The 22,507-nt window shown below is 60.1% G+C and carries 17 protein-coding genes and 1 pseudogene; 10 read left to right on the top strand and 8 right to left on the bottom strand.

The window, feature by feature from the left end:
• Positions 1 to 16: 16 nt before the first annotated feature.
• The gene (locus ACM530_RS25325; protein WP_242196536.1) at positions 17 to 919 is read right to left on the bottom strand and encodes a LysR family transcriptional regulator; all 903 of its coding nucleotides are present in this window, start codon (positions 917 to 919) and stop codon (positions 17 to 19) included.
• 101 nt (positions 920 to 1,020) lie between these two features.
• On the opposite strand from ACM530_RS25325, the gene ACM530_RS25330 reads away from it, so the two are divergent.
• On the top strand, positions 1,021 to 1,725 hold the full coding sequence (locus tag ACM530_RS25330; RefSeq protein ID WP_416363446.1) for an SDR family oxidoreductase: 705 nt from the start codon (positions 1,021 to 1,023) through the stop codon (positions 1,723 to 1,725).
• Positions 1,726 to 1,855: 130 nt separating this feature from the next.
• Here ACM530_RS25330 and ACM530_RS25335 read toward each other — a convergent pair whose 3' ends face one another.
• A complete protein-coding gene (locus tag ACM530_RS25335) occupies positions 1,856 to 3,166 on the bottom strand; it encodes an MFS transporter (protein ID WP_242196541.1) in 1,311 nt (436 codons plus the stop codon).
• A 161-nt stretch (positions 3,167 to 3,327) separates the two neighbouring features.
• Here ACM530_RS25335 and ACM530_RS25340 point away from each other — a divergent pair, with 161 nt between their 5' ends.
• The 4 genes from ACM530_RS25340 (at position 3,328) to ACM530_RS25355 (ending at position 7,364) form a co-directional block, all read left to right on the top strand.
• Complete coding sequence (locus tag ACM530_RS25340; RefSeq protein ID WP_262209639.1) at positions 3,328 to 4,434, top strand: sugar diacid recognition domain-containing protein; 1,107 nt, start codon at positions 3,328 to 3,330, stop codon at positions 4,432 to 4,434.
• A 91-nt stretch (positions 4,435 to 4,525) separates the two neighbouring features.
• Positions 4,526 to 5,665 carry a glycerate kinase gene (locus ACM530_RS25345; protein WP_416363447.1) on the top strand — a complete coding sequence of 380 codons (1,140 nt, stop codon included), beginning with the start codon at positions 4,526 to 4,528 and terminating at the stop codon, positions 5,663 to 5,665.
• Between the two features lie 54 nt (positions 5,666 to 5,719).
• Positions 5,720 to 6,790 (top strand): DUF1176 domain-containing protein, encoded by a 1,071-nt coding sequence (locus ACM530_RS25350; protein ID WP_416363448.1) that lies wholly within the window; start codon positions 5,720 to 5,722, stop codon positions 6,788 to 6,790.
• Between the two features lie 61 nt (positions 6,791 to 6,851).
• The gene (locus ACM530_RS25355) at positions 6,852 to 7,364 is read left to right on the top strand and encodes a GNAT family N-acetyltransferase (RefSeq protein ID WP_369302893.1); all 513 of its coding nucleotides are present in this window, start codon (positions 6,852 to 6,854) and stop codon (positions 7,362 to 7,364) included.
• Here the strand turns inward: ACM530_RS25355 and ACM530_RS25360 are convergent.
• Positions 7,361 to 8,053, bottom strand: coding sequence for an aspartate/glutamate racemase family protein (locus tag ACM530_RS25360; protein WP_416363449.1), 693 nt, complete (start codon positions 8,051 to 8,053; stop codon positions 7,361 to 7,363). The genes ACM530_RS25355 and ACM530_RS25360 overlap by 4 nt on opposite strands.
• Before the next feature lie 163 nt (positions 8,054 to 8,216).
• Here ACM530_RS25360 and ACM530_RS25365 point away from each other — a divergent pair.
• Positions 8,217 to 8,710 (top strand): annotated as a pseudogene (locus ACM530_RS25365) (hypothetical protein).
• A gap of 109 nt (positions 8,711 to 8,819) precedes the next feature.
• Here the strand turns inward: ACM530_RS25365 and ACM530_RS25370 are convergent.
• The 5 genes from ACM530_RS25370 to ACM530_RS25390 form a co-directional block, all read right to left on the bottom strand.
• A complete protein-coding gene (locus ACM530_RS25370; protein ID WP_416363450.1) occupies positions 8,820 to 8,981 on the bottom strand; it encodes a hypothetical protein in 162 nt (53 codons plus the stop codon).
• The gene (locus tag ACM530_RS25375) at positions 8,978 to 9,433 is read right to left on the bottom strand and encodes a J domain-containing protein (protein WP_416363451.1); all 456 of its coding nucleotides are present in this window, start codon (positions 9,431 to 9,433) and stop codon (positions 8,978 to 8,980) included. The genes ACM530_RS25370 and ACM530_RS25375 overlap by 4 nt, the downstream gene beginning before the upstream one ends.
• 180 nt (positions 9,434 to 9,613) lie before the next feature.
• Positions 9,614 to 11,014: a DUF1254 domain-containing protein gene (locus ACM530_RS25380; RefSeq protein ID WP_416363452.1), complete on the bottom strand. Its 1,401-nt coding sequence runs from the start codon at positions 11,012 to 11,014 to the stop codon at positions 9,614 to 9,616.
• A 327-nt stretch (positions 11,015 to 11,341) separates the two neighbouring features.
• Positions 11,342 to 11,707, bottom strand: coding sequence for a response regulator (locus ACM530_RS25385; protein WP_416363453.1), 366 nt, complete (start codon positions 11,705 to 11,707; stop codon positions 11,342 to 11,344).
• A gap of 215 nt (positions 11,708 to 11,922) precedes the next feature.
• Positions 11,923 to 16,050, bottom strand: coding sequence for a hypothetical protein (locus ACM530_RS25390; RefSeq protein WP_416363454.1), 4,128 nt, complete (start codon positions 16,048 to 16,050; stop codon positions 11,923 to 11,925).
• A 276-nt stretch (positions 16,051 to 16,326) separates the two neighbouring features.
• On the opposite strand from ACM530_RS25390, the gene ACM530_RS25395 reads away from it, so the two are divergent.
• From ACM530_RS25395 to ACM530_RS25410, 4 genes are read left to right on the top strand one after another with little or no spacing between them, the layout of a single operon-like run.
• Complete coding sequence (locus tag ACM530_RS25395) at positions 16,327 to 19,824, top strand: response regulator (protein WP_416363455.1); 3,498 nt, start codon at positions 16,327 to 16,329, stop codon at positions 19,822 to 19,824.
• On the top strand, positions 19,825 to 20,655 hold the full coding sequence (locus tag ACM530_RS25400) for a CheR family methyltransferase (RefSeq protein ID WP_177410116.1): 831 nt from the start codon (positions 19,825 to 19,827) through the stop codon (positions 20,653 to 20,655). It abuts the gene before it with no gap.
• Positions 20,652 to 21,251 (top strand): chemotaxis protein CheB, encoded by a 600-nt coding sequence (locus tag ACM530_RS25405; protein ID WP_416363456.1) that lies wholly within the window; start codon positions 20,652 to 20,654, stop codon positions 21,249 to 21,251. Before ACM530_RS25400 ends, ACM530_RS25405 begins: the two co-directional genes overlap by 4 nt.
• Positions 21,245 to 22,438 carry a hybrid sensor histidine kinase/response regulator gene (locus ACM530_RS25410; protein WP_106579185.1) on the top strand — a complete coding sequence of 398 codons (1,194 nt, stop codon included), beginning with the start codon at positions 21,245 to 21,247 and terminating at the stop codon, positions 22,436 to 22,438. Before ACM530_RS25405 ends, ACM530_RS25410 begins: the two co-directional genes overlap by 7 nt.
• Positions 22,439 to 22,507: the final 69 nt, after the last annotated feature.

A 22,507-nucleotide genomic window follows, 5' to 3' on the forward strand; every position in this document is an offset into this window, starting at 1 on the left:
CCCGGCGCGTGTTTCTTCATGCACTGAGCAAGGCCTGACAGCGTGTCTGCAGAAATCGGTGCAGCACTTTCACCCGTTCCGACACTTGCAGGCGGTGCGGGCACATCAGGTTGAACGGCGTGGGTTCGCCTTGCCAGTCGGGCAACAGCGGCACCAGGCGCCCGGCCTTGATATCACTGGCGATGTCCAGGTTGGCCTTGTAGGCAATGCCATGGCCGGCCAGCGCCCAGCGCCGCACAATTTCGCCGTCGTCGCTGAGGTAATCGCCCGTCACCTCGACTTCCTGCAGCAGTGCGCCCTGGCGAAAGTACCAGGTGTTGTTGGCCTGCCCGCGGCGCATGTAGCGCAGCGTGCTGTGCTGCGCCAGGTCTGCCGGCGTGCGCGGTGTGCCATGGCGCGCCAGGTAGTCGGGGCTGGCGCAGGGAATGCGGTGGTGGCCCGGCACCACCGGCAGCGCGACCAGGCTGGAGTCGCGTGGCACGCCAAAGCGCAGGGCAATGTCGACGGTGTCGCGGAATAAGTCGGCGTTGCTGTCGTTGAGCAACAACTGCAAGCGGATGTTCGGGTGTTCGAGCTTGAATTCGTCCAGCCAGCCCAGCAGCACATTGCGGCCAAAATCCGAGGGCGCCGCCAATTGCAATAAGCCGCTGAGGCTCTGGCCTTGTTGCTTGATCGCCTGCTCACCTTCCGACAAGGCTTCCAGGGCGACCCGAACGCTGTCCAGGTAGCGCCGACCTTCTTCGGTCAGGCGCATGCTGCGCGTGGAACGGGCCAGCAGGCGGATGCCCAGCCGGGTTTCCAGGCGCTTGAGCGCAATGCTCGCCGCAGCCGGTGTGAGGTTGAGGCTGCGCGCAGCCGCTGACAGGCTGCCGGTGTCGGCGGTGCGCACAAACACTTCAAGGTCGAGGGTTGAGCTCATTTGTAAAAATCCTTTAAAGATCTTGTCGTTTTACCGGGATTTTTCGCTGATTGCCAAGCTGAGAAGATCAACGCTCACTTTCTTAGTCAGGTAGTTAACCCATGGCATCTTCCCTCAGCGGTAAAACCGTCATCGTCATCGGCGGCAGCAGCGGTATCGGCGCCGCCGTGGCCAAAGCGGCCACGGCGCGAGGCGCACAGGTGGTGCTGGCCGGGCGCCGGTTGACGTCCGGTGTCGACAACGGCGTACGCAGCGAGCCGGTGGATGTGACCGACACTGCGTCCTTGCAACGCTTGTTCGAGGCGGTGGGGCGCTTTGACCATCTGGTCTACACCTCTGGGCCGTCGGTGCGCGCCAAACCCTTGCTCGACACTGACCTGGATGAAGCCCAGGACAATTTCGACGTGAAGCTCTGGGGCTCGCTGCGCGCGATTCAACAGGCGCTGCCATTTCTCGACGAGCACGGCAGCATCACGCTGACCTCTGGCCAACTGGGCCGTAAATTGGCGCCCGGTCAGTTCATCAAGACTGGCATCAATGCCGCGACCGAGGCGCTGGGTAAACAACTGGCGAAGGAACTGGCGCCACGGCGGGTCAATGTGATCAGCCCGGGCGTGATCGACACGCCTGCTTATGCAGGCTTGGCAGAAGAACAGCGCCAGGCGATGTTTGCCAAGACCGGTGGAGCGTTGCCGGTTGGGCGCGTGGGGCAGGCTGACGAAGTGGCGGCGGGGTACGTGCTGGCCATGGAGAATGGCTTTGTCACTGGCACCGTGATCGACATCGACGGCGGTGGCCTGTTGTAAACCCGGCAAACAAAAGTGGGAGTGGGCTTGCTCGCGAAAGCAGTGCGTCAGTCACCGAATGTATCGACTGAACCACCGCATTCGCGAGCAAGCCCGCTCCCACATTGAACTGATTGCTGCTGGGCGTGCGTTATACCTTCAATGTGCGCGTCATGCGCAGCGCCAGCACACTGCCGGCAACGATCACCGCCGCCAGCAAGTACAACGCCACATCCGTGGACCCGGTGGCATCCTTCACAAACCCTACGATATACGGGCTGAGGAAGCCGGCCATCTGGCCCATGGAGTTGATCAGCGCCAAACCACCGGCTGCTGCGCCGGCACTGAGCATGGCGGTCGGTACCGGCCAGAACATCGGCAGGCCGGTGAGGGCGCCCATGGTGGCAATGGTCAGGCCAAGAATCGCAATCGCCGGGGTGGTGGCGAAATTCACGGCGATCACCAAACCGATAGCCCCCATTAACATCGGCACCACCAAGTGCCAGCGACGCTCCTTGCGCAAGTCGGCGGAGCGGCCCACCAGCAACATGAACACCGCGGCCAGCAGGTACGGAATCGCGCTGAGCCAGCCAATCACCAGGTTATCGCTGAAGCCCAGGCTCTTGATGATCGACGGCAGCCAGAAGTTGATCGCGTACACGCCGCTCTGGATGCAGAAGTAGATCAGGCCGAACGCCCAGATGGCCGGGTTCTTGAACACCTCGCCGAGCGAATCTGTGGTGGTTTTCGGTTTGTTCGCCAGATCCGTCGCCTGGTCGGCCTCCAGCACTGCACGCTCATGCGGCGTAAGCCACTTGGCATTGGCAAAGCTGTCGCTGAGCAGGAAATAGGCGAGCGCGCCCAGAATCACCGTCGGGATGCCTTGCAACACAAACATCCACTGCCAGCCGGCCAGGCCACCCTGGCCGGCGGCAAAGTGGTTGAGGATCCAGCCGGAAAACGGGCTGCCGAGCAGGCCGGACACCGGGATTGCCGACATGAACAACGCCATGATCCGCCCACGGCGGAAGGTCGGGAACCACTGTGAGAGGTACAGCACCACGCCTGGGAAGAACCCGGCTTCAGCGGCACCGGTCAACAGGCGCAGGCCATAGAAGTGTGTTGGCGTGGTCACGAACAGCAAGCACGTGGAGAGCGTGCCCCACACGATCATCATCAGCGCAATCCAGCGCCGCGGGCCGAACTTGGTCAGCGCCAGGTTGCTCGGCACGCCGCACAGTACGTAACCGATAAAGAAAATCCCGGCCCCCAGGCCGTACACCGTTTCACTGAATTTCAACGCATCGAGCATCTGCAACTTGGCAAAACCAACGTTTACCCGGTCAAGGTAATTAAACAGGTAGCAGATGAAAATGAAGGGGATCAGGCGCAGGGTAATGCGCTTGTAGATGGCGTTTTTATCGTCATCGGTGGCCAGTGTGGCAGCGGCGCTCTGTGACATGTCAGTCTCTCTTTATTATGATTTTTCGCGATGCGAAGGTAACGTTGATCGCCCAATGAGTCTCGGCCACCTTGCGGGGTGCTGTCTTTGTGCTTGCGCACAGTCAAGCACGCTTTGCGCTGTGCCTATGACCAACTCGCTTTTTTCAGGAATTTAGCCCCATGTTCGAGCTGGATCATGACTTGGCGCAGGATATCGTCAATCGCACCATGGCGATCCTGCCCTACAACGTCAACGTCATGGACAGCCAGGGCCTGATTCTGGGCAGCGGCGAGCCCGAGCGCATCAATACCCGCCATGAGGGCGCGCAGCTGGTGCTGGCCAACGGCCGGGTAGTCGAGATCGACGGCCAGACTGCCAAGCACCTCAAGGGCGTGCAGCCGGGCATCAACCTGCCCTTGATGCACGACCAACGCCTGATCGGCGTGCTGGGCATTACCGGTGAACCCGAGCTGTTGCGCACCTACGCCGAACTGGTGCGCATGACCGCCGAGATGTTGGTCAGCCACCGTCATCAGCAGGCCGAGCAGCAATGGCGACGCCAGCGGTGCGACGACCTGCTCGCGTTATTGCTGGCCGAACGCGGGGACTCGCCGCGCCTGGTGGACGAGGCCCAGCAACTGGGGCTCAAGCCGCACATGCCGCGCACGCCGTACCTGTTTGAACTGGGCGTGGGTCAGTCGGCCGAAGCGCTGAGCGCCTGGCTGACCAGCCGTTATCCGGACAGTTGGTGTGTCAGCTCCGCGCAATTCTCTCTGTTGTGGTGCCGGCCGGCGGCCGTGCAGGTGGACAACCCACGGTTGCTGGAAAAACTTCAGGGCCTGGGCTGGAACATCCTGCGGGTTGCCGTCGGTGGGCAAGCCGATGGCCTGGCGGGCTTGCGCCGGTGTTATCGCCGGGTCGGCGATCTGCTGGCCTACGGTCGTGACATCTTGCCTCACTCACGCTTGTTGACGCTCAACCGCTATCGCCTGCCGGTGATGCTCTGGCGCCACCGCAACGACGATGCGCTGGATGAACTGCTGAACCCGTTGCGCAAAGTCCTGGCCAAGGACACCAACGGCCAACTGCTTGCCACGCTGCGCAGTTGGTGCGACCACGACGGCCAGAGCCAGGCCTGCGCCGACGCGCTGGGCATCCACCGCAACAGCTTGCGCTACCGCATGGAACGCATTGCCGAGCTCAGCGGCGTCGACCCGTTGACCCTCGACGGCATGCTGGCCCTGTACCTTGGCGTACAGCTTTTGCCCCAGGCTTTGTCGGAATGAACAACAAACCTGCGCCACACTTGTGCATCGGACCGGCGTCATTGCCGCAGCCAACTGGCAGCATGGGCGTCATAAAAACCGGAGAACGCCCATGAAAATCATCATCGCCCCCGACTCGTTCAAGGACAGCCTGAGCGCCGAAGGCGTCGCCCAGGCCATCGCCGAAGGCTTGGCCGAGGTCTGGCCGCAGGCACATCTGGTGCAGTGCCCGATGGCGGACGGTGGTGAAGGCACGGTGGATTCGGTGCTTGCCGCCTGCAATGGCGAGTTGCGCAGCCAGACGGTTCGAGGCCCCTTGGGCGCGTCGGTTGAAGCTCGCTGGGGCTGGTTGGCCGACAGCCATACCGCGATTATCGAAATGGCCGAAGCCAGTGGTTTGCAACTGCTGGCGCCGGGCAAGCGCGATGCCTGTTCGAGCAGCACTTACGGCACGGGCGAACTGATCCGTGCAGCCCTGGACGCCGGTGCCCGGCGCATCATTCTGGCGATTGGCGGCAGTGCGACCAACGATGCCGGTGCCGGGGCGATGCAGGCGCTGGGTGTGCAACTGTTCGATGCGCAAGATCAGGCACTTGCCCCGGGTGGCCTGGCGCTGGCGCGGCTTGCGCGGATCAGCCTTGAGCAACTGGACCCACGTTTGGCTCAGGTGCGTTTTGACATCGCTGCCGATGTGAACAACCCGCTGTGTGGCCCGCACGGCGCGTCTGCCATTTTCGGCCCGCAAAAAGGTGCCAGCGCGCAGCAGGTCGAACAACTGGACGCAGCCCTTGGTCACTTTGCCGATCACTGCACCAAGGTCCTGCCCAAAGACGTGCGCGATGAACCCGGCAGCGGCGCCGCCGGTGGCTTGGGTTTTGCCGCCAAAGCGTTTCTTGGTGCGCAATTTCGCGCGGGTGTAGAGGTGGTGGCCGAACTGGTTGGTTTGGACGCAGCGGTGCAGGGGGCTGATCTGGTGGTCACCGGCGAAGGCCGTTTCGACGCCCAGACCCTGCGCGGCAAAACCCCTTTCGGCGTGGCGCGCATCGCCCAGCAGCACAACGTGCCCGTCATCGTGATTGCCGGCACCCTGGGCGAGGGCTACGAGCACATGTACAGCCACGGCGTGAACGCCGCATTCGCCTTGCCGTCCGGGCCGATGAGCCTCGAACAGGCGTGCAGCGATGCGCCGCGCCTGCTGCGCGAGCGTGCGGCAGATATTGCGCGACTGTGGCGCACCGCGACCGGGCGCTGACGCAACGCCGTGAACGTGGGACAATCCGCGCCGTTTTTCGACACGGAGAGTCCCATGCTGCGCACCGCATTCCTGGCCCTGTTGCTGACTGGCATCAGCGCCCCGGCCATCGCTCAACCTGCGAATGAAACCGTCCCGCTGCTGCGGGAAATCAAGAATTGGGTCATCGGCTGCGACAACCTGCGCAATTGTCACGCCCTCAGCGCGCCCAGTGGCGTTGATGAGCAAGACGCCAGTTCCCTGACCTTGCATATCTGGCATCAAGCCGGCCCCGAAGGCTACCTGCGTTTGCGCGTTGATCATCGCGGTGAGGCGCTGGACCTTTCGACCCTGCAATTGGATGGAAAGCCCTTGGGCCAGGCACTGACGCGCAGCCTGGAGGTGCAGTTGGACGATCAGCGTGTTGATCCCCAAATGCAGTCTTACGGCGTGATCGAGGACGCGCCGGCGCGGCTCTGGCTGCAGCGTTTGCGCAACGGTCAGCGCTTGCAGTTACCTGGCGATGACACCGCGCATGTGTCCCTGAGCGGGCTGAGTGCCTCGCTGCTATTGATGGACGCGGTGCAAGGGCGGGTGGATAACGTCACCGCGCTCGCGCGGCCTGGCAAGGGCGCGGCCAGTGAAGTGCCGGCACGCTTGCCGCCACCGGTGCTGCGCCCCTTCACGTCGGCGCCAGCGCTCAACCACCAGGAACAGGCCGCACTGGCCGCCGCTGCGGTGAAGGCGATCAACAGCACCGACACCGCGATGAAACCCGAGGCCGAAGTCGGCGCCCTGAGCGAGGCTCAAGCCCTGACAGTGGTGCGCTATGACTGCGCGGCCTACACCTGCGAGTACGAAGTCAGCAGCCGCGAGCGCAAGGCGCCGTACTCCGAAACCACCTTGAGCATTCAACCGTTGCCCTTGGACGGCGCTGCCCTGCAAGGGTCGGTCGGCTATGACCCAACCACCGGCACCCTGAGCTATTTCTACAAACTGCGTGGCGTGGGTGATTGCGGGGAGGGCGGTGTCTGGGTGTTCGACGGCAAGGCTTTCCAACTGCGCGAGTTGCATCAGATGCCGCGCTGCAATGGGGTGGGTTACGGCGATTGGCCGTCGCTGTGGACGACAGTGCCAGCACCCTAGCCAGCCTGCGGGCTTGGCCTCTACACTGGGCGGCCACTTGTTTTTCCAAGGAAGAAACGCAATGCACACACCTGAATCCCCTATCGTGATCCAGCGCTTCACCGAGGCCCACCTTGAAGGCGTCGCTGCGCTCTACAACGAACCGGCTGTGTGCCGTCAGGTGCTGCAAATGCCTTTCCAATCGGTGCAGGCTTGGCGTAACAAACTGGCGCTGGATGACGAGCGGCGGCTGCAGCTGGTGGCGATGCATGCAGGGGAAGTGATCGGCCAGCTTGGCCTGGAGCAAACCCTGCGCGTGCGCCGCAGCCATGTCGGTTCGTTCGGTATGGGCGTCGCCACCGCCTGGCAAGGCAAGGGCGTCGGCTCCAGGCTGTTGGCGGCCGCGCTGGACGTGGCCGACAACTGGATGAACTTGCGCCGCGTCGAACTGACGGTGTACGCCGACAACGAAGCGGCGCATAACCTCTATCGCAAGTTCGGCTTCGAGGTCGAAGGCCGGATGCGCGATTACGCCCTGCGTGACGGCGTCTTCGTCGACACCCTGAGCATGGCGCGCCTGCGTCAGTCGGCTTAACCCTCCAGCGCAAACGCCACCGCAGCCTGCGCATGCAGCTCGGTGGTGTCCAGCAATGGCAGGTTGCTGTGCTGCGGTTTGATCAGCAGACCGATTTCCGTGCAGCCCAGAATGATCGCCTGGGCGCCACGTGCGGCCAGCGACTCGATCACCCGCTGATAGACCTGGCGCGAGGCGGCGCTGATCACGCCGACACACAACTCCTCATAGATGATTCGGTGCACGGCCTGGCGCTCGTCTGCGTCGGGCACCAACACGGTCAAGCCCTGGGCGGTCAGGCGCGAGGTGAGAAAGTCCTGCTCCATGGTGAATGCCGTGCCCAGCAAACCGACCGTCAGCGTACCGGCCGCTACCGCAGCGGCACCGGCCGCATCGGCGATATGCAGAAACGGAATCGACACGGCCGCCTCGATACGCGGCGCCACCCGATGCATGGTGTTGGTACACAGCACCACGCAGTCCGCACCGCCGGCCTGCAAGCGGCGCGCCGCATCCTCGAGGATCAGCGCGGCGTCATCCCAACGGCCGGCATGCTGGGCCTGTTCGATCGGGCCGAAATCCACGCTGTACATCAACAGTTGCGCCGAGCGCAGCGGGCCCAGCTGGTCACGCACGCGCTGGTTGATAATGCGGTAATACTCGGCGCTGGACTCCCAGCTCATGCCGCCGATAAGGCCGATGGTGCGCATGCGATGCTCCTGACAGGGGATGTCGACTCACCTTACCCATCGGCTGCGCATTAGTCATACGCAGTTGCCGGCCAAATGACCGGTGCAGTTTTAAGCCGCACGCTGAACCGCCGCATCTGCCATGATCACCGTTCGCAACCTGGCCCACCCAAGGAAATCCGCAATGGACGATGTACAGCAATTGGGCGAGATGCTTCGTCATTACGCCGACAGCGAAGCGCACAAAAAACAGCAATTCGACCTGCAGTCCGCGCGCTGGGCACAAAAGCTCGGTGAGCTGTTCGGGCAGATCGAGCAATGGCTGGAACCCGTCAAGACCACTGGCCTGCTGGAAGTCCATCGTGAGGCCTATGTCGCCAGTAGCCCGAGCCTGCCGGTTGAAACGTCGACCTTCAAAACCGAAAACTGACGGTGCACATCACCGGCAAAACCGTGGAGTTCGTGCCGGACGTGATGGGGGCGGGCGGCTCGATTGCCGTGTCGGTGATGGGCTTGACCGCCGCCCGGCACGGCAGCGTATCGCTGGTGCTGCCGGCTGATAAAAACGACTGGCTGTGGAAAAAAACCAACGGCCTGAAGGACCCGGACACGTTCGCCTTCGACGCTAATTTCCTGGCGTCGCAGTTGCAGAGCCTGATCCCGCGCGATCGCGCTTGAGTGGGCTCGCTCAGCGCCGGGTGCCCCGGCGCAATCCTGCCCAAACGCGCTTGCAGTACAGCCCGTTGCTCTGTTGAGCTGACGCTGGTAGGCCAGCCGCGTGTCTCGGTCAACGCATGCGTGCCCGGCGCTTGTACGCGCCAACGGCAGCCAGGACCGCCACCAGTGTCAGGCCGGCGACGGGCCCGAACCGAGCGCTGATGGCAATGCTCATGGCCGCACCCGGAATCAGGTCGCGCACCGGCAATAACGGCAGGCGGGTGGGGCTCAACCAGCACGCGCAGCCCATGCGCCAACGGGCGCCACACCTGCCAGGCCAGTGCGCCAACGGCCATGTAGGCCATCGACCAGGCCAATGCGTCGCCCGCAGCGTCCACTAATGCGCCCGCTTGCCAGGGCGACTGGAACAGCGCTCCGACGAGGCAGCCCAGCACAATCGCGTGCAACAGCGGCAAGGTGTCGAAGGCGGTTTGCCAGCCTGTAGTGCGCTTGCAAGGTCTCAGCGGCCAAGGCCGTCGGCACGGTTACCACTGCCAGCTCGGCGCTGTCGTCTTCCTGCGCCCATTGTTGCCAACTCAACGCGTGTTCGTACGCTTCACGCAGGCGTTGAAAGCCTTGCGGATCATCATCCGGTCGGGTTTTCTTCAGCAGGGTGGCGTATTGGCGTTTGATCGTGCGGCTATCGACATTCGGGGATAGGCCCAGGACATCCCAGCAAGTCATGTGCGGTACAACTCCATAAATAACGCGCGCACCTTACCCGGTTTCGTGTCCGCTGAACCAGTGGGAGTGAGGGAGGGCGCGGTCTTGCTGGAGTGCCTGGTGCAAGCGCTTGGAAGATCCGGAAGGTGCGTGCCCGGTCGCAAACCGGGGGCGAACGGGCACGTTGCTGTTAGCCGAGGATTATTTGAGCGGCGTCAGCGGTGGCAATTTCCATTGGCCGTTACTCGCTTCAGGCTTGGGCAGGTAGATGCGCAGCACTGCGTAAAACGGGCCGGGCGGTGCCGGTAGCCAGTTGTTCTGTTCGGCTTTCGGTGGCTCGTGGTGCTGCAACGCCAGGGTCAGGCCGCCGTCGGCGTCCAGTTTGAGGTTGGGCAACATCCGCGAATTGATCAGGTAGCGCTTCTTGAGGTTGGGTGCCAGCAGCTTGGTCTTGGCGTCGTACATGGTCAGCGACCAGAACGCTTCGGCGGGCGGCAGTTGGTCCTTGTCAAAGTGCACGGTGTAGCTGTGACGTGCGCCATTGGCCGGTTTGCCTTCGCTGTCGACGAAGTAGCTCAGGTAAATGGCCTCATCGGGGGAGTTGCCGAAAATTCCCAGGTCCGCACCGGCGTAGCGGTACATGTAGTTGTTTTTCAAGCGGTCGCGGCTGCCGAACAGGTCGCCGCTGGTCACTTGGTGGGTGTCGATTTTGTCTTTCTTGAAGGCGGCGAATTCTGCTCGGCCGTCGGCAATCCCGTCTTCCAGGGCTTTGCGCTGTTCTGCGGTCAAGTCCTTGACCTTGAACGGCGCACCCGGGGCGATGCCGATCTTGGCGAAGCGCGCCAGCAGGTCTTTTTCGCTGTCCTGAGGGGCCGCGAAGGCCAACATGAAATTCAGGTAACGAAACAGCTGGGGGCCTTCGGTCATTGTGGCCATCGGCTTGGGCCATTCAATCTTCGGCACCGCAGCCGGCGCAGGCTGTTTCACGTAGCTGCTCAGGGGCTGCACTTTGTAGCCGTTCTGGATCTGCTTGACCTTGTTCAAGTCCTTTTCATCAAACAGCTGCGTGCGGTACAGGGCGTAGGCGATATTGCTTTCGCTGTACACCACGCGGTCCACGTCAACCGGCTGCTGACCTTTCCAGTCCGGGCCGGCGATCATGTAGTGGCCGCCGTTGTTGCCGGTGCTGCGGGTGCCCAGGTAGGCGATGTTCTGCGTATAGAGGTCGATCAACTGCACCGAGTAGTAACGGTTGTCTTCGATCTTGGGCAGGGTCAACACCAACGGCTCTTTGCGCAGGTCCATCCATACGAAGGAGTAGGGCGTGTCCGAGTTCGGTGTGGCGAACGCCGTGTCCTTGGGGGTGAACACCTGCGCGGTGTTGCCGATATGGTTGAACGGCGCCTTGAAATTGGCCCCGCCTTTATCGACGGCCTGGGTGTAGAGCGTCTTGTACATTGCCACGACCGGGTAGCCATACAGGTAGGCTTCCTTGGCAATCGCCCGCGCTTCGGCGGGGGTTGCCGTGAAGTCAGCCCAGGCGCCGGTGCTCATGAATATCGAGAGGCTCGCCAACAGCAGGCGCGTCGGTTTTCCAATCATGTTGTTGCGTCCTTCCAGAGTTCTTTTGACTGACGGGAGTTGAAGGCGACGAGTTTCCAGTTTTATTTCCCGAACGTCACGTTAATCCCTGCAAACCAGGTCAACTGAGGCCAATCATCGCCTTGGCACGCCCCTGTCTGTTGCGGTTCGACACAGGTGTTGACGATGACGCGCTCGGGCCTTCACGGATGATATCGATTGAAGCTAGCAGCAAATCCCTGACGCGCGAGTGGCTCAGTCAAATGAGCGCTGGAGTGCCAAGGGAAGACGAATGACGCTGAGGCCTCAAGGGCCGCCCGTATCAGGCGGCCTGAGGCCGATAAGGAACTAGGCGTGGGGCAGCATTGATTTGACTTTGTCGCGCAATTGATCGATCGAGAAGGGTTTGCCAATCACCTGCATGCCGGACGGCACGTCAATGCTTTCGGCATAGCCGCTGGCGAACAGGATTGGCAGGTCAGGGCGTAGCGCACGCACCTTGGCGGCCAGTTGTTTACCGTCCATATCGGGCAGGCCGACATCGGTCATCATCAGGTCGATCACCTGAGCGGTGTTTTCGACCACCTTCAAAGCTTCTTCAGCGTCCGCCGCTTCGATCACTGTGAACTCCAATTCTTCGAGTACATCGACGATCAGCATGCGCACGATGGCGTCGTCTTCGACTACAAGGAGGGTGGAGGGGGTGGCGGACATAATCAAAATTCCCGAAAAAATGAAATGGGCAGGTCTTTGGCGGTTGAAAGACCATTCTCTAATGAGTCGCGTCAATCTCGGCAAGTTCCGTAGGTGCAGGCATTGTGAAGGGAATGGGCGCAAATGTCGCGTGCAAGTCCGTGGCACGGGGGATGACGTGATGCGTGAATGGCACCGTTCAACAGTGCCATTCACGCAAGGGCGTCACAGGTGGGTCAGAGCGCGGTATTGAACAGTGCGAACGGGTTGTTGTAAGGAACCGTCGCCAGAAAGTCGAAGTCATTGAAGGTGCTGACGTCGTACTCCGGAATGCCGCGGTTAATGGCGACCGGTTGAAGCGTGCCGGCGCTCCAGCCGCTATTCAAGGTAGCGTCCAGACCCCGGCGCATTGAAGCTTCGTCCGGGAACTTCGCCAGGCCGAAGTTGGGATCAAAGAAAAACCATTCCTTCTGGTTGTTATTGACAATGACGCCCGCCAGAAGCCCGTGATTTTGGGTGCTGATCTTGAAGGTGGTTGATGTCGGTCTATTACTGAGGTCAGTAATAATGTCGGTGTACGCTAGCCGGGAAACCGGTTTGGTGCCGTGAAAGTTCACGCTAAGCACTTGGTGCATGCTGTTCAGTTGTCGGCGGAAACCAGCAATGGTGGGGTCGATGGAATTTAAGCTGGCTTTGAAGAAATTATCGATCAGTACACGCTCTTTACCATACTGAATAGCCAACGCCATGGTGTTGGCCAACGCAGCACATTCTCCTGATGACGTAAGGTCGTTTGAAGCCAGGTAGAAGTTTTGCGGCATACCGGTGGCTTTACCGCCTGCCTTTGTTATTTCTTCGCTAAATATCCTGGCGTACTCAAGACTGTTTTTGGTCTGCAGATCTTCTATCAGTTTGGCCAGTGCGCCTGTCTCTTCGGGGGTTCGGCGGGGGAGGATGGCCAACTCTTTAAGGTCAAGCACGTTCATGGAGGGGTCGTAGCCGTCTATGGTTTGGCCCTTTGGGTTTGCGTAGCCACGGTTGTAACCAGCGATATCGTTAAGCTTGACGTCCTCTATGGTCCTCTTAAACGCTTCGCGAAGATTAGGGGTCCGGGGGGTTGGCGCCACCCACGTGGACAACCAGTTAAGAAAGTTGTGGTTTATCTCACCATTCCCAGCAACAGTGACGGGTTTGAAGTCGAGCAGCGGTTGCCCAAAGGGCTTCTGGCTGATGGGGTCAAGTGCATACCATTTATTGTTTTGCAGGGTCGCACCCACGTCCACCCTTTGCTCTAAAAACTTGTAGGTGCCCGTTGCTGTTATACCCTGACTTTTACTCGCGGCTTTAAGCAAGTCATAGCTGCCGGTAGCCCCTTTGAGTTTGTTAACGGCTTCAAGACTTTTGTTCAGTGCGTAACGTCCGCCTTTCAGCAGCAGTTTGCCTCCCTGCGCCGCCACATCACTCAAACCACTGAAAGGGTTAAGTAGGGAAATGGCTTCGGCGCCGATGACTCGGGTGCCCTTCAGTACCTTGGAACCAATGGACAGCGCTGAGCGACCGATCTTGATCAGCTTGCCTGCGACTGCAGCGCCGGCAGTGAGAAAGCCGAATATATCCATTGTGAGGTCTTGGGCTGCCTCACCGTAGTTACCGCTATTGAAATTGACAATGGCTGATCTGAACGGGATCAGATTTAATAAAAATTCGTCAAGTGGCTTGGGACCGCCTTGTAACTCATCCAGGGTGGTTTGCCCGCGGGCTTCTTCTTTGATGCTGGGGTCATCAAGTTCGAGATGCTCGACAAATGCGCTGGCAATCAGGTTGGATCGAATGCTGTTAAAGCTATCCATAGGCGCCGCCAGCACGCCACGTTCGGTACCCAAGTCATGCACGTGGTGGTTGAACGTGATTTCCTTAGTCTCAGACACCAGGTTCGCTGCTCTCGACACTTTGGTTTTTGCCCGGCTCAGATTGATCTGTTTGATCGTGCTGTCATTTAAATTGATTTCGTAGGCTTGAGACTTACCATTCAGTTCTGTTCGGAGTAACAGCCCCGGTTGTTTTTGGTGCTCTGTGTTATTGGGTAAAAAACCCGTGCCCAGCCGATGTGAACTCTCTTCAAATACAGTGACTTTTCCAAACTCCAGGTTTTGTCTGTCTTCGAGTGGAAGCTGCGCGATCATGTGCCTGATCGTCGCGTTAATCCCGGTCTTTTTATTCCAGATGGCTTTGGTGAACTGCTCCTCGAAGGCTTTTTGCACACCCACTATCGGGGTGGCATTCAGCTGCTCCAATGGGATGCTGGGGTCGTCTGACTTGAAAGGTCGTGGATTGGGCAGGTCCATCATGGCGATATCCAACATCGAATGTCGGCCGACCAGCCCAGTTTGGTCCGCGGTGCCTCGATAACTATCAGTACCCAGTACTTTCTTTTCGAATACCGGACCAAGATCCCCGAAGCGTTCCTTTAATTGGGCCAGCGCAATTTCTTTTCGTGTAGGGATTGCTTCGTAGAGCATTTTGGAACCGGAGAGTCGTTCTTCCAGTTGTTGGTTGAAGCTGGCTTTTATGCTGTCAAGTTGGGCCGAGGTGTAGTTGTCGTCAGCACTTTTTGCGATCACACCGTTGGCGACAGCCCAATCGACCAGCGCGGTACTTTGGGCGTATTCAGTGGCGGGCGATCGGCCTTTGGAGGCGTTGTACTCCAGCATGACCTCGGCGAACGTCATGTGCCTCACAGCGCCAGGTCGCTCGGCTTCTATAGTTGCCGCTGCAATCGACAGGAAAGCCCACGCCTGGCTGCCGACGGTCAGGTTCTCGGGAATATCTTTAATCAGAAACTGCGGTGCCGTATGGCCTAGCAACAGGTGAGTGGCGAGCTTAGCGGTATCTACCGTTGCTTTTTGGGTGGCGACAAGATGCTCGCTAAGGCTTTCAATGACCGAGGAGGGTGTATGACCCCAATGCTGTGAGTCCGCCAGGTCAAATTCGCCCACTACGTTGCGTTCGCGCGAAACAGACGACTTGGGATCCATTCCAAGGTTGAGCGCGGTCAATAGATAGTCATAGATACTGGTGTCCGAGGAGGCGCCTTTCATCTGCGTTTGCAGGGTTTCACCCAACGCCTGGGCCCTGGGGGTGTCGAGCAGTTTTTGCAGGGCCTTTTCTGGGTCCTGCAGATCTCTCGCCGTCAACGCACTGCCTCTGATCAAGTAACCGAGCGTCGCCTGGCTGTCAGGTGACAATGCCCCGCCTGGCGCACCGGGCTCGGCGCTGTAGAGGAAATCCAACATTTTTTGTTGATCGGTTTGCGACATCGGGATTGGCCAGGACAGTGCGCCGCCCAGATTGCCCAGCGGGCTCAATAGCGACCGCTGCTCCAATGTGTTCGCCAACGCATTGAGCTCTTCCATGGTCCGCGGAAGAGCAATGCCGAGGTCGTTCAGCGCTACTGCCAATGTTGGCGCCGGGCCTTGCGCCATGGCATATGACGACCCTACGAAAGGGACTAACCGTTCGTTGTTCAAACTGTATTCGATCTGGGCGGGGGTAGCAGGCTGGCCATCACCCTGGGTGGCCGCGTACCGGAGCTTGACGGCCAAATCGTAAAGGTCTGCCTTGTCTGCTATGAGGTGTTTTACCGTTTTGGTCTGTACCCTGGTGGCTGTGGCGCTGCTGTCCTGGGGTTTGGCGGCATAAAACGTTTCAGCACTTAAACGTTGATCTGCAAGGGCCTGCGCAGAGCGGGTCGCGGCAGGTCGCAACGGGTCGCCTGCAGAGATAGGGCGCAAGCGCTTGGTGGCGATCAATATCTTGATTTCACGTTCTGTCTGAACCTCGTCATCGTCGATGCGCGGTTGGCCATAAAAATCGCCGACCACCGCCAGAGGCACCTTCAGGACGCCATTCTCGAACGACAGGTGCAACGGGGTTTCCGGCGTGGGCGTTATAACGCGCGCCGCTGCCAATATTGGCTCGGCGATAGCTTTCCAGCCCGGGGTGTCGCTCAGGGTAAATCTTCTGGCTACGCCATCGACCGTGGCATGCAACACGCCTGTGCTGGCAACGATGCTGACGGTGGCGGGATCGATGTGCTGCTGGCGCATCCACTCCTGTACAACCGGACGCTCAAGCTGGGTGTGATAGAGGGTCAACCACTGCCCCAACAGCGTGTTTTTTGGCACCTCGATCTTTTCATCGACGCCTTTCAACTTGTTTTGCAGGCCAGCGATATATTCGGCGAGCAGCGTTACGTCATCGTTCGCGGCGCCGTGCGCGGCGTTCAGCGCAGCCGGTATAGGCGCTTTGGCCATCGGCGCCAACTGTGGCCTGAAGGTTTGCTGTACTGCATTCGTGTTGGTCATCTGGTTTACCTTGCTGGGTTAAAAAGACGCCTTCCCAAAAGATCTTCCGTGTTCCTGAGGCGCACACCTGAGTGCTGAAACGAGGAAATTTCGTTCCAGAACAGCGCCACGTACCTGTATTTATTTGTGTAAATGAAATGATGAATTCGGACAGAATCCGTTGGAAATTCACGTCTAGAGCGTAGGAAGTCAGCTCAAATCAATGCAGAAACATAGCCTTGGCCGTCGATATTCGGGCAAACTCCCAGTTTTTCCGTTCCTGGCCAAGGCATGCCCATGACTCCCGCGTCGTCTGTCGATGAAAAGAGCTTTCGTAAACTCCTGAGCCGCAACGTGGCCCTACCTTTGAGCGTGGGCGTGGTCAGCGCGGTGTTTTTCGTCGTGCTGATCAGCTACCTGTTGTCAGTGATCCAGTGGGTAGAGCACACCGACCGGGTCATCAATAACCTCAATGAGTCTTCGAAGCTGACGGTCGATCTGGAAACCGGGCTGCGCGGCTTCCTGATCACCGGCGACGAGCATTTCCTGGACCCGTATGAAGTCGCAAAGCCGCGGATCATTGGCGATTTGCGCAATTTGCAGGAGCTGGTGGCGGATAACCCGCAACAGGTGGATCGCCTCAAGCGTCTTGAGGCCATGCAGGTCGAATGGAACAAATACGCCCAATCGATGGTTGACCTGCAGCGCCAGAGCGGTGACTACCGCGCCGCGGTCAAGGCCGGCCGTGGCAAGAGCCTGACCGACGCGATTCGCCAGGAATACGCGAACGCGGTGGACATGGAGCAGCAGTTCCGTGTGACCCGCAACCAGGACGTCACCCGTACTACGATTGTCAGCGTCACGTTGTACCTGGTCTTTGTGCTCGGTCTGAGCGGCTTCCTTGCCTATGTGGGCCGCAAAAATTTAATCGCTTTATCAGACAGTTACAGCGCAAACCTCGCGTCACAACAGACGATTGCGCGACGCCTGGAACAACAAGCCTGGCTGCGCAACGGCCAGACCGAATTGGCCGAACAAGTGCTGGGGCAACTCAGCCTGAACATGCTGGGCCGTAATATCCTGCAGTTTTTTGCCCAGTACATGGGCTCGGCGGTCGCCGCGCTGTATGTGCGTGAAGAACACGGTGGCCTCAAGCGTGTGGCCACGTATGGTTTCTCCCGCGAACAGGAACAGCAGGAGCAGTCGATCTACAGCGACGAAGGCATCGTTGGGCAGGCCGCCCAGCTCGATCGTCTGATTCGCCTGGACGATGTGCCGGTGGACTACTTCAAGGTCAGTTCCGGCCTGGGCGAAGGGGCCACCCGCAGCGTGCTGGTGATGCCGACCAGCGACGATGACCGCGTCAACGGCGTGATCGAACTGGGTTTCCTGCGCCCACTGGAAGAGCGTGACGTCGAACTGCTGGAGCTGATTGCCGGCAATATCGGCACCTCCATCGAAGCTGCGCGCTATCGCCAGCGCCTGCAGGAAGTGCTGGCCGAGACCCAGCAGCTCAACGAAGAGCTGCAGGTGCAGCAGGAAGAGCTCAAGACCGCCAACGAAGAACTCGAAGAACAGTCGCGCATTCTCAAGGAATCCCAGGCCCACCTGGAAACCCAGCAGGCCGAACTTGAGCAGACCAACGAGCAGTTGGCCGAGCAGACGCAAACCCTGGCCGAGCAGCGCGACGCCATGGACCGCAAGAACGTCGAGCTGAACCAGGCCCAGCTTGAACTCGAAGACCGCGCCGAAGAACTGCAGCGCTCCAGCAAGTACAAATCCGAGTTCCTCGCCAACATGTCTCACGAGCTGCGCACGCCGCTGAACAGTTCGTTGATCCTGGCCAAACTGTTGGCGGAAAACCCGCAGGACAATCTCAGCGCCGAGCAGGTCAAGTTTGCCGAGTCGATCTATTCGGCGGGCAATGACTTGCTCAACCTGATCAACGACATCCTGGATATTTCCAAGGTGGAAGCCGGCAAACTCGAAGTGCGCCCGGAAAACTCCAGCGTTGTACGCCTGGTGGACGGCCTGCGCGGCATGTTCGAGCCGCTGGCCGCCGACCGCAAGCTGGGTTTCCAGGTGGAGGTTCAGGCCGATGCGCCGACGCTGATGTTCACCGACCGCCAGCGTTTGGAGCAGATCCTCAAGAACCTGCTGTCCAACGCGGTCAAGTTCACCGAGCAGGGCGAAGTCAGCCTGTCGGTGTCCCGCGCGCCGGGCGAGGGCATTGCCTTTACGGTGCGCGACTCCGGCATCGGCATCGCCCCGGACCAGCAGGAAAGCATTTTCGAAGCGTTCCGCCAGGCAGATGGCACCACCAACCGCCGTTACGGCGGCACCGGGCTGGGCTTGTCGATCTCCCGCGACCTGGCGACGCTGCTCGGCGGCTATATCAGCGTGAGCAGTGAGCCGGGCAAGGGCAGTGTGTTCACCCTGGTGTTGCCAGAGCAGTACGTCGAACGCGAGGAGGGCGCTGCGCCTGTCGAGCAACCGCGCCAGGCCGTAGCGGCCCCTGCGCCCAAGCCCGTGGCGGTCTCACCGCTGCCGGTGGCTGACGTCAAACAGATCCCGCGGTTTGCCGATGACCGCGACAAAGCGCCGTTCACCACCCGATGCATTCTGGTGGTGGAAGACGAACCGAATTTCGCGCGCATCCTGTTCGACCTGGCCCACGAGCTGGGCTACAACTGCCTGGTGGCGCACGGTGCCGACGAAGGCTACAGCCTGGCCGAGGAATTCATCCCCGACGCGATCCTGCTTGACATGCGCCTGCCTGACCATTCCGGGCTGACCGTGCTGCAACGTCTGAAAGAACACGCCAGTACCCGCCACATTCCGGTGCACGTGATCTCCGTCGAAGACCGCGTCGAAGCCGCCATGCACATGGGCGCGATCGGTTATGCCGTCAAGCCCACCACCCGCGAAGAGCTCAAGGACGTGTTTGCGCGCCTGGAGGCCAAGCTGACGCAAAAGGTCAAGCGCGTGCTGCTGGTGGAAGACGACGATTTGCAGCGTGACAGCATTGCCCGCCTGATCGGCGACGATGACATTGAAATCACCGACGTCGGTTACGCCCAGGCCGCCCTGGACCTGCTGCGCACCCATGTCTACGACTGCATGATCATCGACCTCAAGCTGCCGGACATGCTCGGCAACGAGCTGCTCAAGCGCATGGCCACCGAGGACATCTGCTCGTTCCCGCCGGTGATTGTCTACACCGGACGCAACCTGACCCGCGATGAAGAGGCCGAGCTGCGCAAGTATTCGCGCTCGATCATCATCAAGGGCGCGCGCTCACCCGAGCGCCTTCTGGATGAAGTGACACTCTTTCTGCACAAAGTCGAATCCCAGCTGTCCCATGACCGCCAGAAGATGCTCAAGACCGCCCGCAGCCGCGACAAGGTCTTCGAGGGCCGCAAAATCCTGTTGGTGGACGACGATGTGCGTAACATCTTCGCCCTGACCAGCGCCCTGGAGCACAAAGGTGCGGTGGTGGTGATCGGGCGTAATGGCCGTGAAGCCATCGACAAACTCAATGAAGTTGACGACATCGACCTGGTGCTGATGGACGTGATGATGCCGGAGATGGACGGTTACGAGGCAACCGCCTTGATTCGCCAGGATCCGCGCTGGAAAAAGCTGCCGATCATTGCGGTCACGGCCAAGGCCATGAAGGACGATCAGGAACGCTGCCTCGCGGCGGGCTCCAACGATTACCTGGCCAAGCCGATTGACCTGGACCGCCTGTTCTCGCTGATTCGCGTCTGGCTACCGAAGATGGAACGTATTTAAGTGGAGCAACGTTTTTTGGATAAAAGCAGCGATATTGAGCTGCGCCTGTTGATTGAGGCGATTTACCTCAAGTACAGCTACGACTTTCGCGACTATTCCGGTGCGTCGGTCAAACGGCGCGTGGCCCATGCCTTGCGCCAGTTCGATTGCGCCACGATCTCGGCGTTGCAGGAGCGCGTACTGCACGACCCGTCAGCGTTCATGCAGTTGCTGCAGTTCCTGACGATCCCGGTGAGCGAGATGTTTCGCGACCCGTCGCACTTCCTGGCGATCCGCCGGGAAGTGGTGCCGCTGCTCAAAACCTACCCGTCGATCAAGGTCTGGATTGCCGGCTGCAGCACGGGCGAGGAGGTGTACTCCATGGCGATCCTGCTGCGTGAGGAAGGGTTGCTGGAGCGCACGATCATTTACGCCACGGACATCAACCCGGCGTCGCTGGACAAAGCCAAGCAAGGTATTTTTTCCCTGGAGAACGTGCGCGCCTACACCGCCAATTATCAGCAGGCCGGCGGACAGCGTTCATTTGCCGACTACTACACCGCGGCCTACGATTACGCGATCTTCGACAAATCCCTGCGTGAGAACGTGACCTTCGCCGACCACAGCCTGGCGACCGATAGTGTATTCTCAGAAACTCAGTTAATTTCGTGCCGTAACGTACTGATTTACTTCAATAAAAAATTGCAGGATCGAGCGTTTGGACTGTTCCACGAGTCGCTGTGTCATCGCGGCTTCCTGGTGCTGGGCAGCAAGGAAACCCTGGATTTTTCCGCCTACAGCAAACAGTTCGAACCCCTGGTCAAGCAGGAACGGATCTACCGCAAATCATGACCGACGTTGCAGCCAACCCGATTGTCGGGATTGAAGCCATCGTCGTCGGCGCTTCTGCTGGCGGCGTCGAGGCGTTGCTGACTATTTTTGGCGGATTGCCCCAGGGCTTTGGCTTGCCGATTGTCGCTGTGCTGCACCTGCCGGACGAACGCCGCAGCCAGTTGGCGGAAGTCTTTGCCCGGCGCCTGCGAATCCCGGTGCGTGAAGCGCGTGACAAAGAAGTGATCGAGGCGGGCACCTTGTATTTCGCCGGGCCCGGTTATCACCTCTCGGTGGAGCATGACCGCAGCCTGTCCCTGAGCCAGGAAGACCGCGTACACCATTCGCGGCCCTCCATTGATTATCTGTTTGCGTCAGCCGCCGATGCCTACGGCAAAAGCCTGCTGGCCATTTTGTTGACCGGTGCCAACCAGGACGGTGCCCGCGGGCTGGCGCACGTCAAGCGCTCTGGCGGGACGACCGTTGTACAAGACCCCAAGGATGCACGCATCGCCGTGATGCCGCTGGCGGCCCTGGCCCTGCACACACCTGACTATATTCTGACTCTGAGCCAAATTGGCTCGTTGCTGGCTTTGCTGGAATCTTCCCCATGTTAAGTACCGTCCAGGCCAAACTGCTGATCGTCGACGATCTGCCGGAAAACCTGCTGGCCCTCGAAGCGCTGATCAAGCGCGAGGACCGCCAGGTCTACAAGGCATTGAGCGCCGACGAGGCCTTGTCACTGTTGCTGGAGCACGAGTTCGCCATGGCGATTCTCGACGTGCAGATGCCCGGCATGAATGGTTTCGAGCTGGCCGAACTGATGCGCGGCACCGAAAAGACCAAAAATATCCCGATTGTGTTCGTCAGCGCCGCCGGCCGTGAACTCAACTACGCCTTCAAGGGCTATGAAAGCGGCGCCGTCGACTTCCTGCACAAGCCGCTGGATATCCATGCGGTCAAGAGCAAGGTCAACGTGTTCGTCGACCTGTACCGCCAGAGCAAGGCGATGAAGCTGCAGGTCGAAGCGCTGGAACGCAGCCGCCGTGAGCAGGAACTCTTGCTGACACGCCTGCAGGCCACCCAGGCCGAGCTGGAGCAGGCGGTGCGCATGCGTGACGACTTCATGTCGATCGTCGCCCATGAGGTGCGTACGCCGCTCAACGGGCTGATCCTGGAGACTCAACTGCGCAAAATGCACCTGGCCCGGGACAACGCCGCCGCGTTCACCCTGGACAAGATGCACGCCATGGTCGATCGCGATGAGCGGCAGATCAAAAGCCTGATTCGGCTGATCGAAGACATGCTCGATGTGTCACGCATCCGCACCGGCAAGCTGTCGATTCGCCCGGCGCGCTTTGACCTGACCCAGTTGGTGCACAACCTGGTGGAAAACTTCGCGCCGCAAGTGGCCGCCGCCGAGTCGTCGATGCACCTGGAGGTTCAAGGGCCGGTAGAAGGCAATTGGGACGAGTTCCGCATCGAGCAGGTGATTTCCAACCTGCTGACCAATGCGCTGCGCTACGGGGCCAAAAGCCCGGTGGAAGTACGGGTGTATACCGAGCATAGTGAGGCAAGGGTTGAGGTGCGTGATCACGGGATCGGCATCAGCGCAGACAACCAGAAGCGAATTTTCCAGCAGTTCGAGCGCGTTTCTGCCAGCCATGTGGCGGCTGGCCTGGGCCTGGGGCTGTTTATTTCCGAGCAGATCGTGGCGGCCCACGGGGGCACCATCGAGGTAGAAAGCCAGATAGGCGAGGGCGCCTTGTTTCGGGTGTGCCTGCCCCTTGAGACGCCGGCGTGAAATCTATCGTCAGCTCGACGCAACCTCTGCGTGACCCAATGGTCGTAACTGCAGCAATTGACCGGACAA

This window comes from Pseudomonas sp. NFX183, assembly GCF_047943075.1.
Lineage (GTDB): Bacteria > Pseudomonadota > Gammaproteobacteria > Pseudomonadales > Pseudomonadaceae > Aquipseudomonas.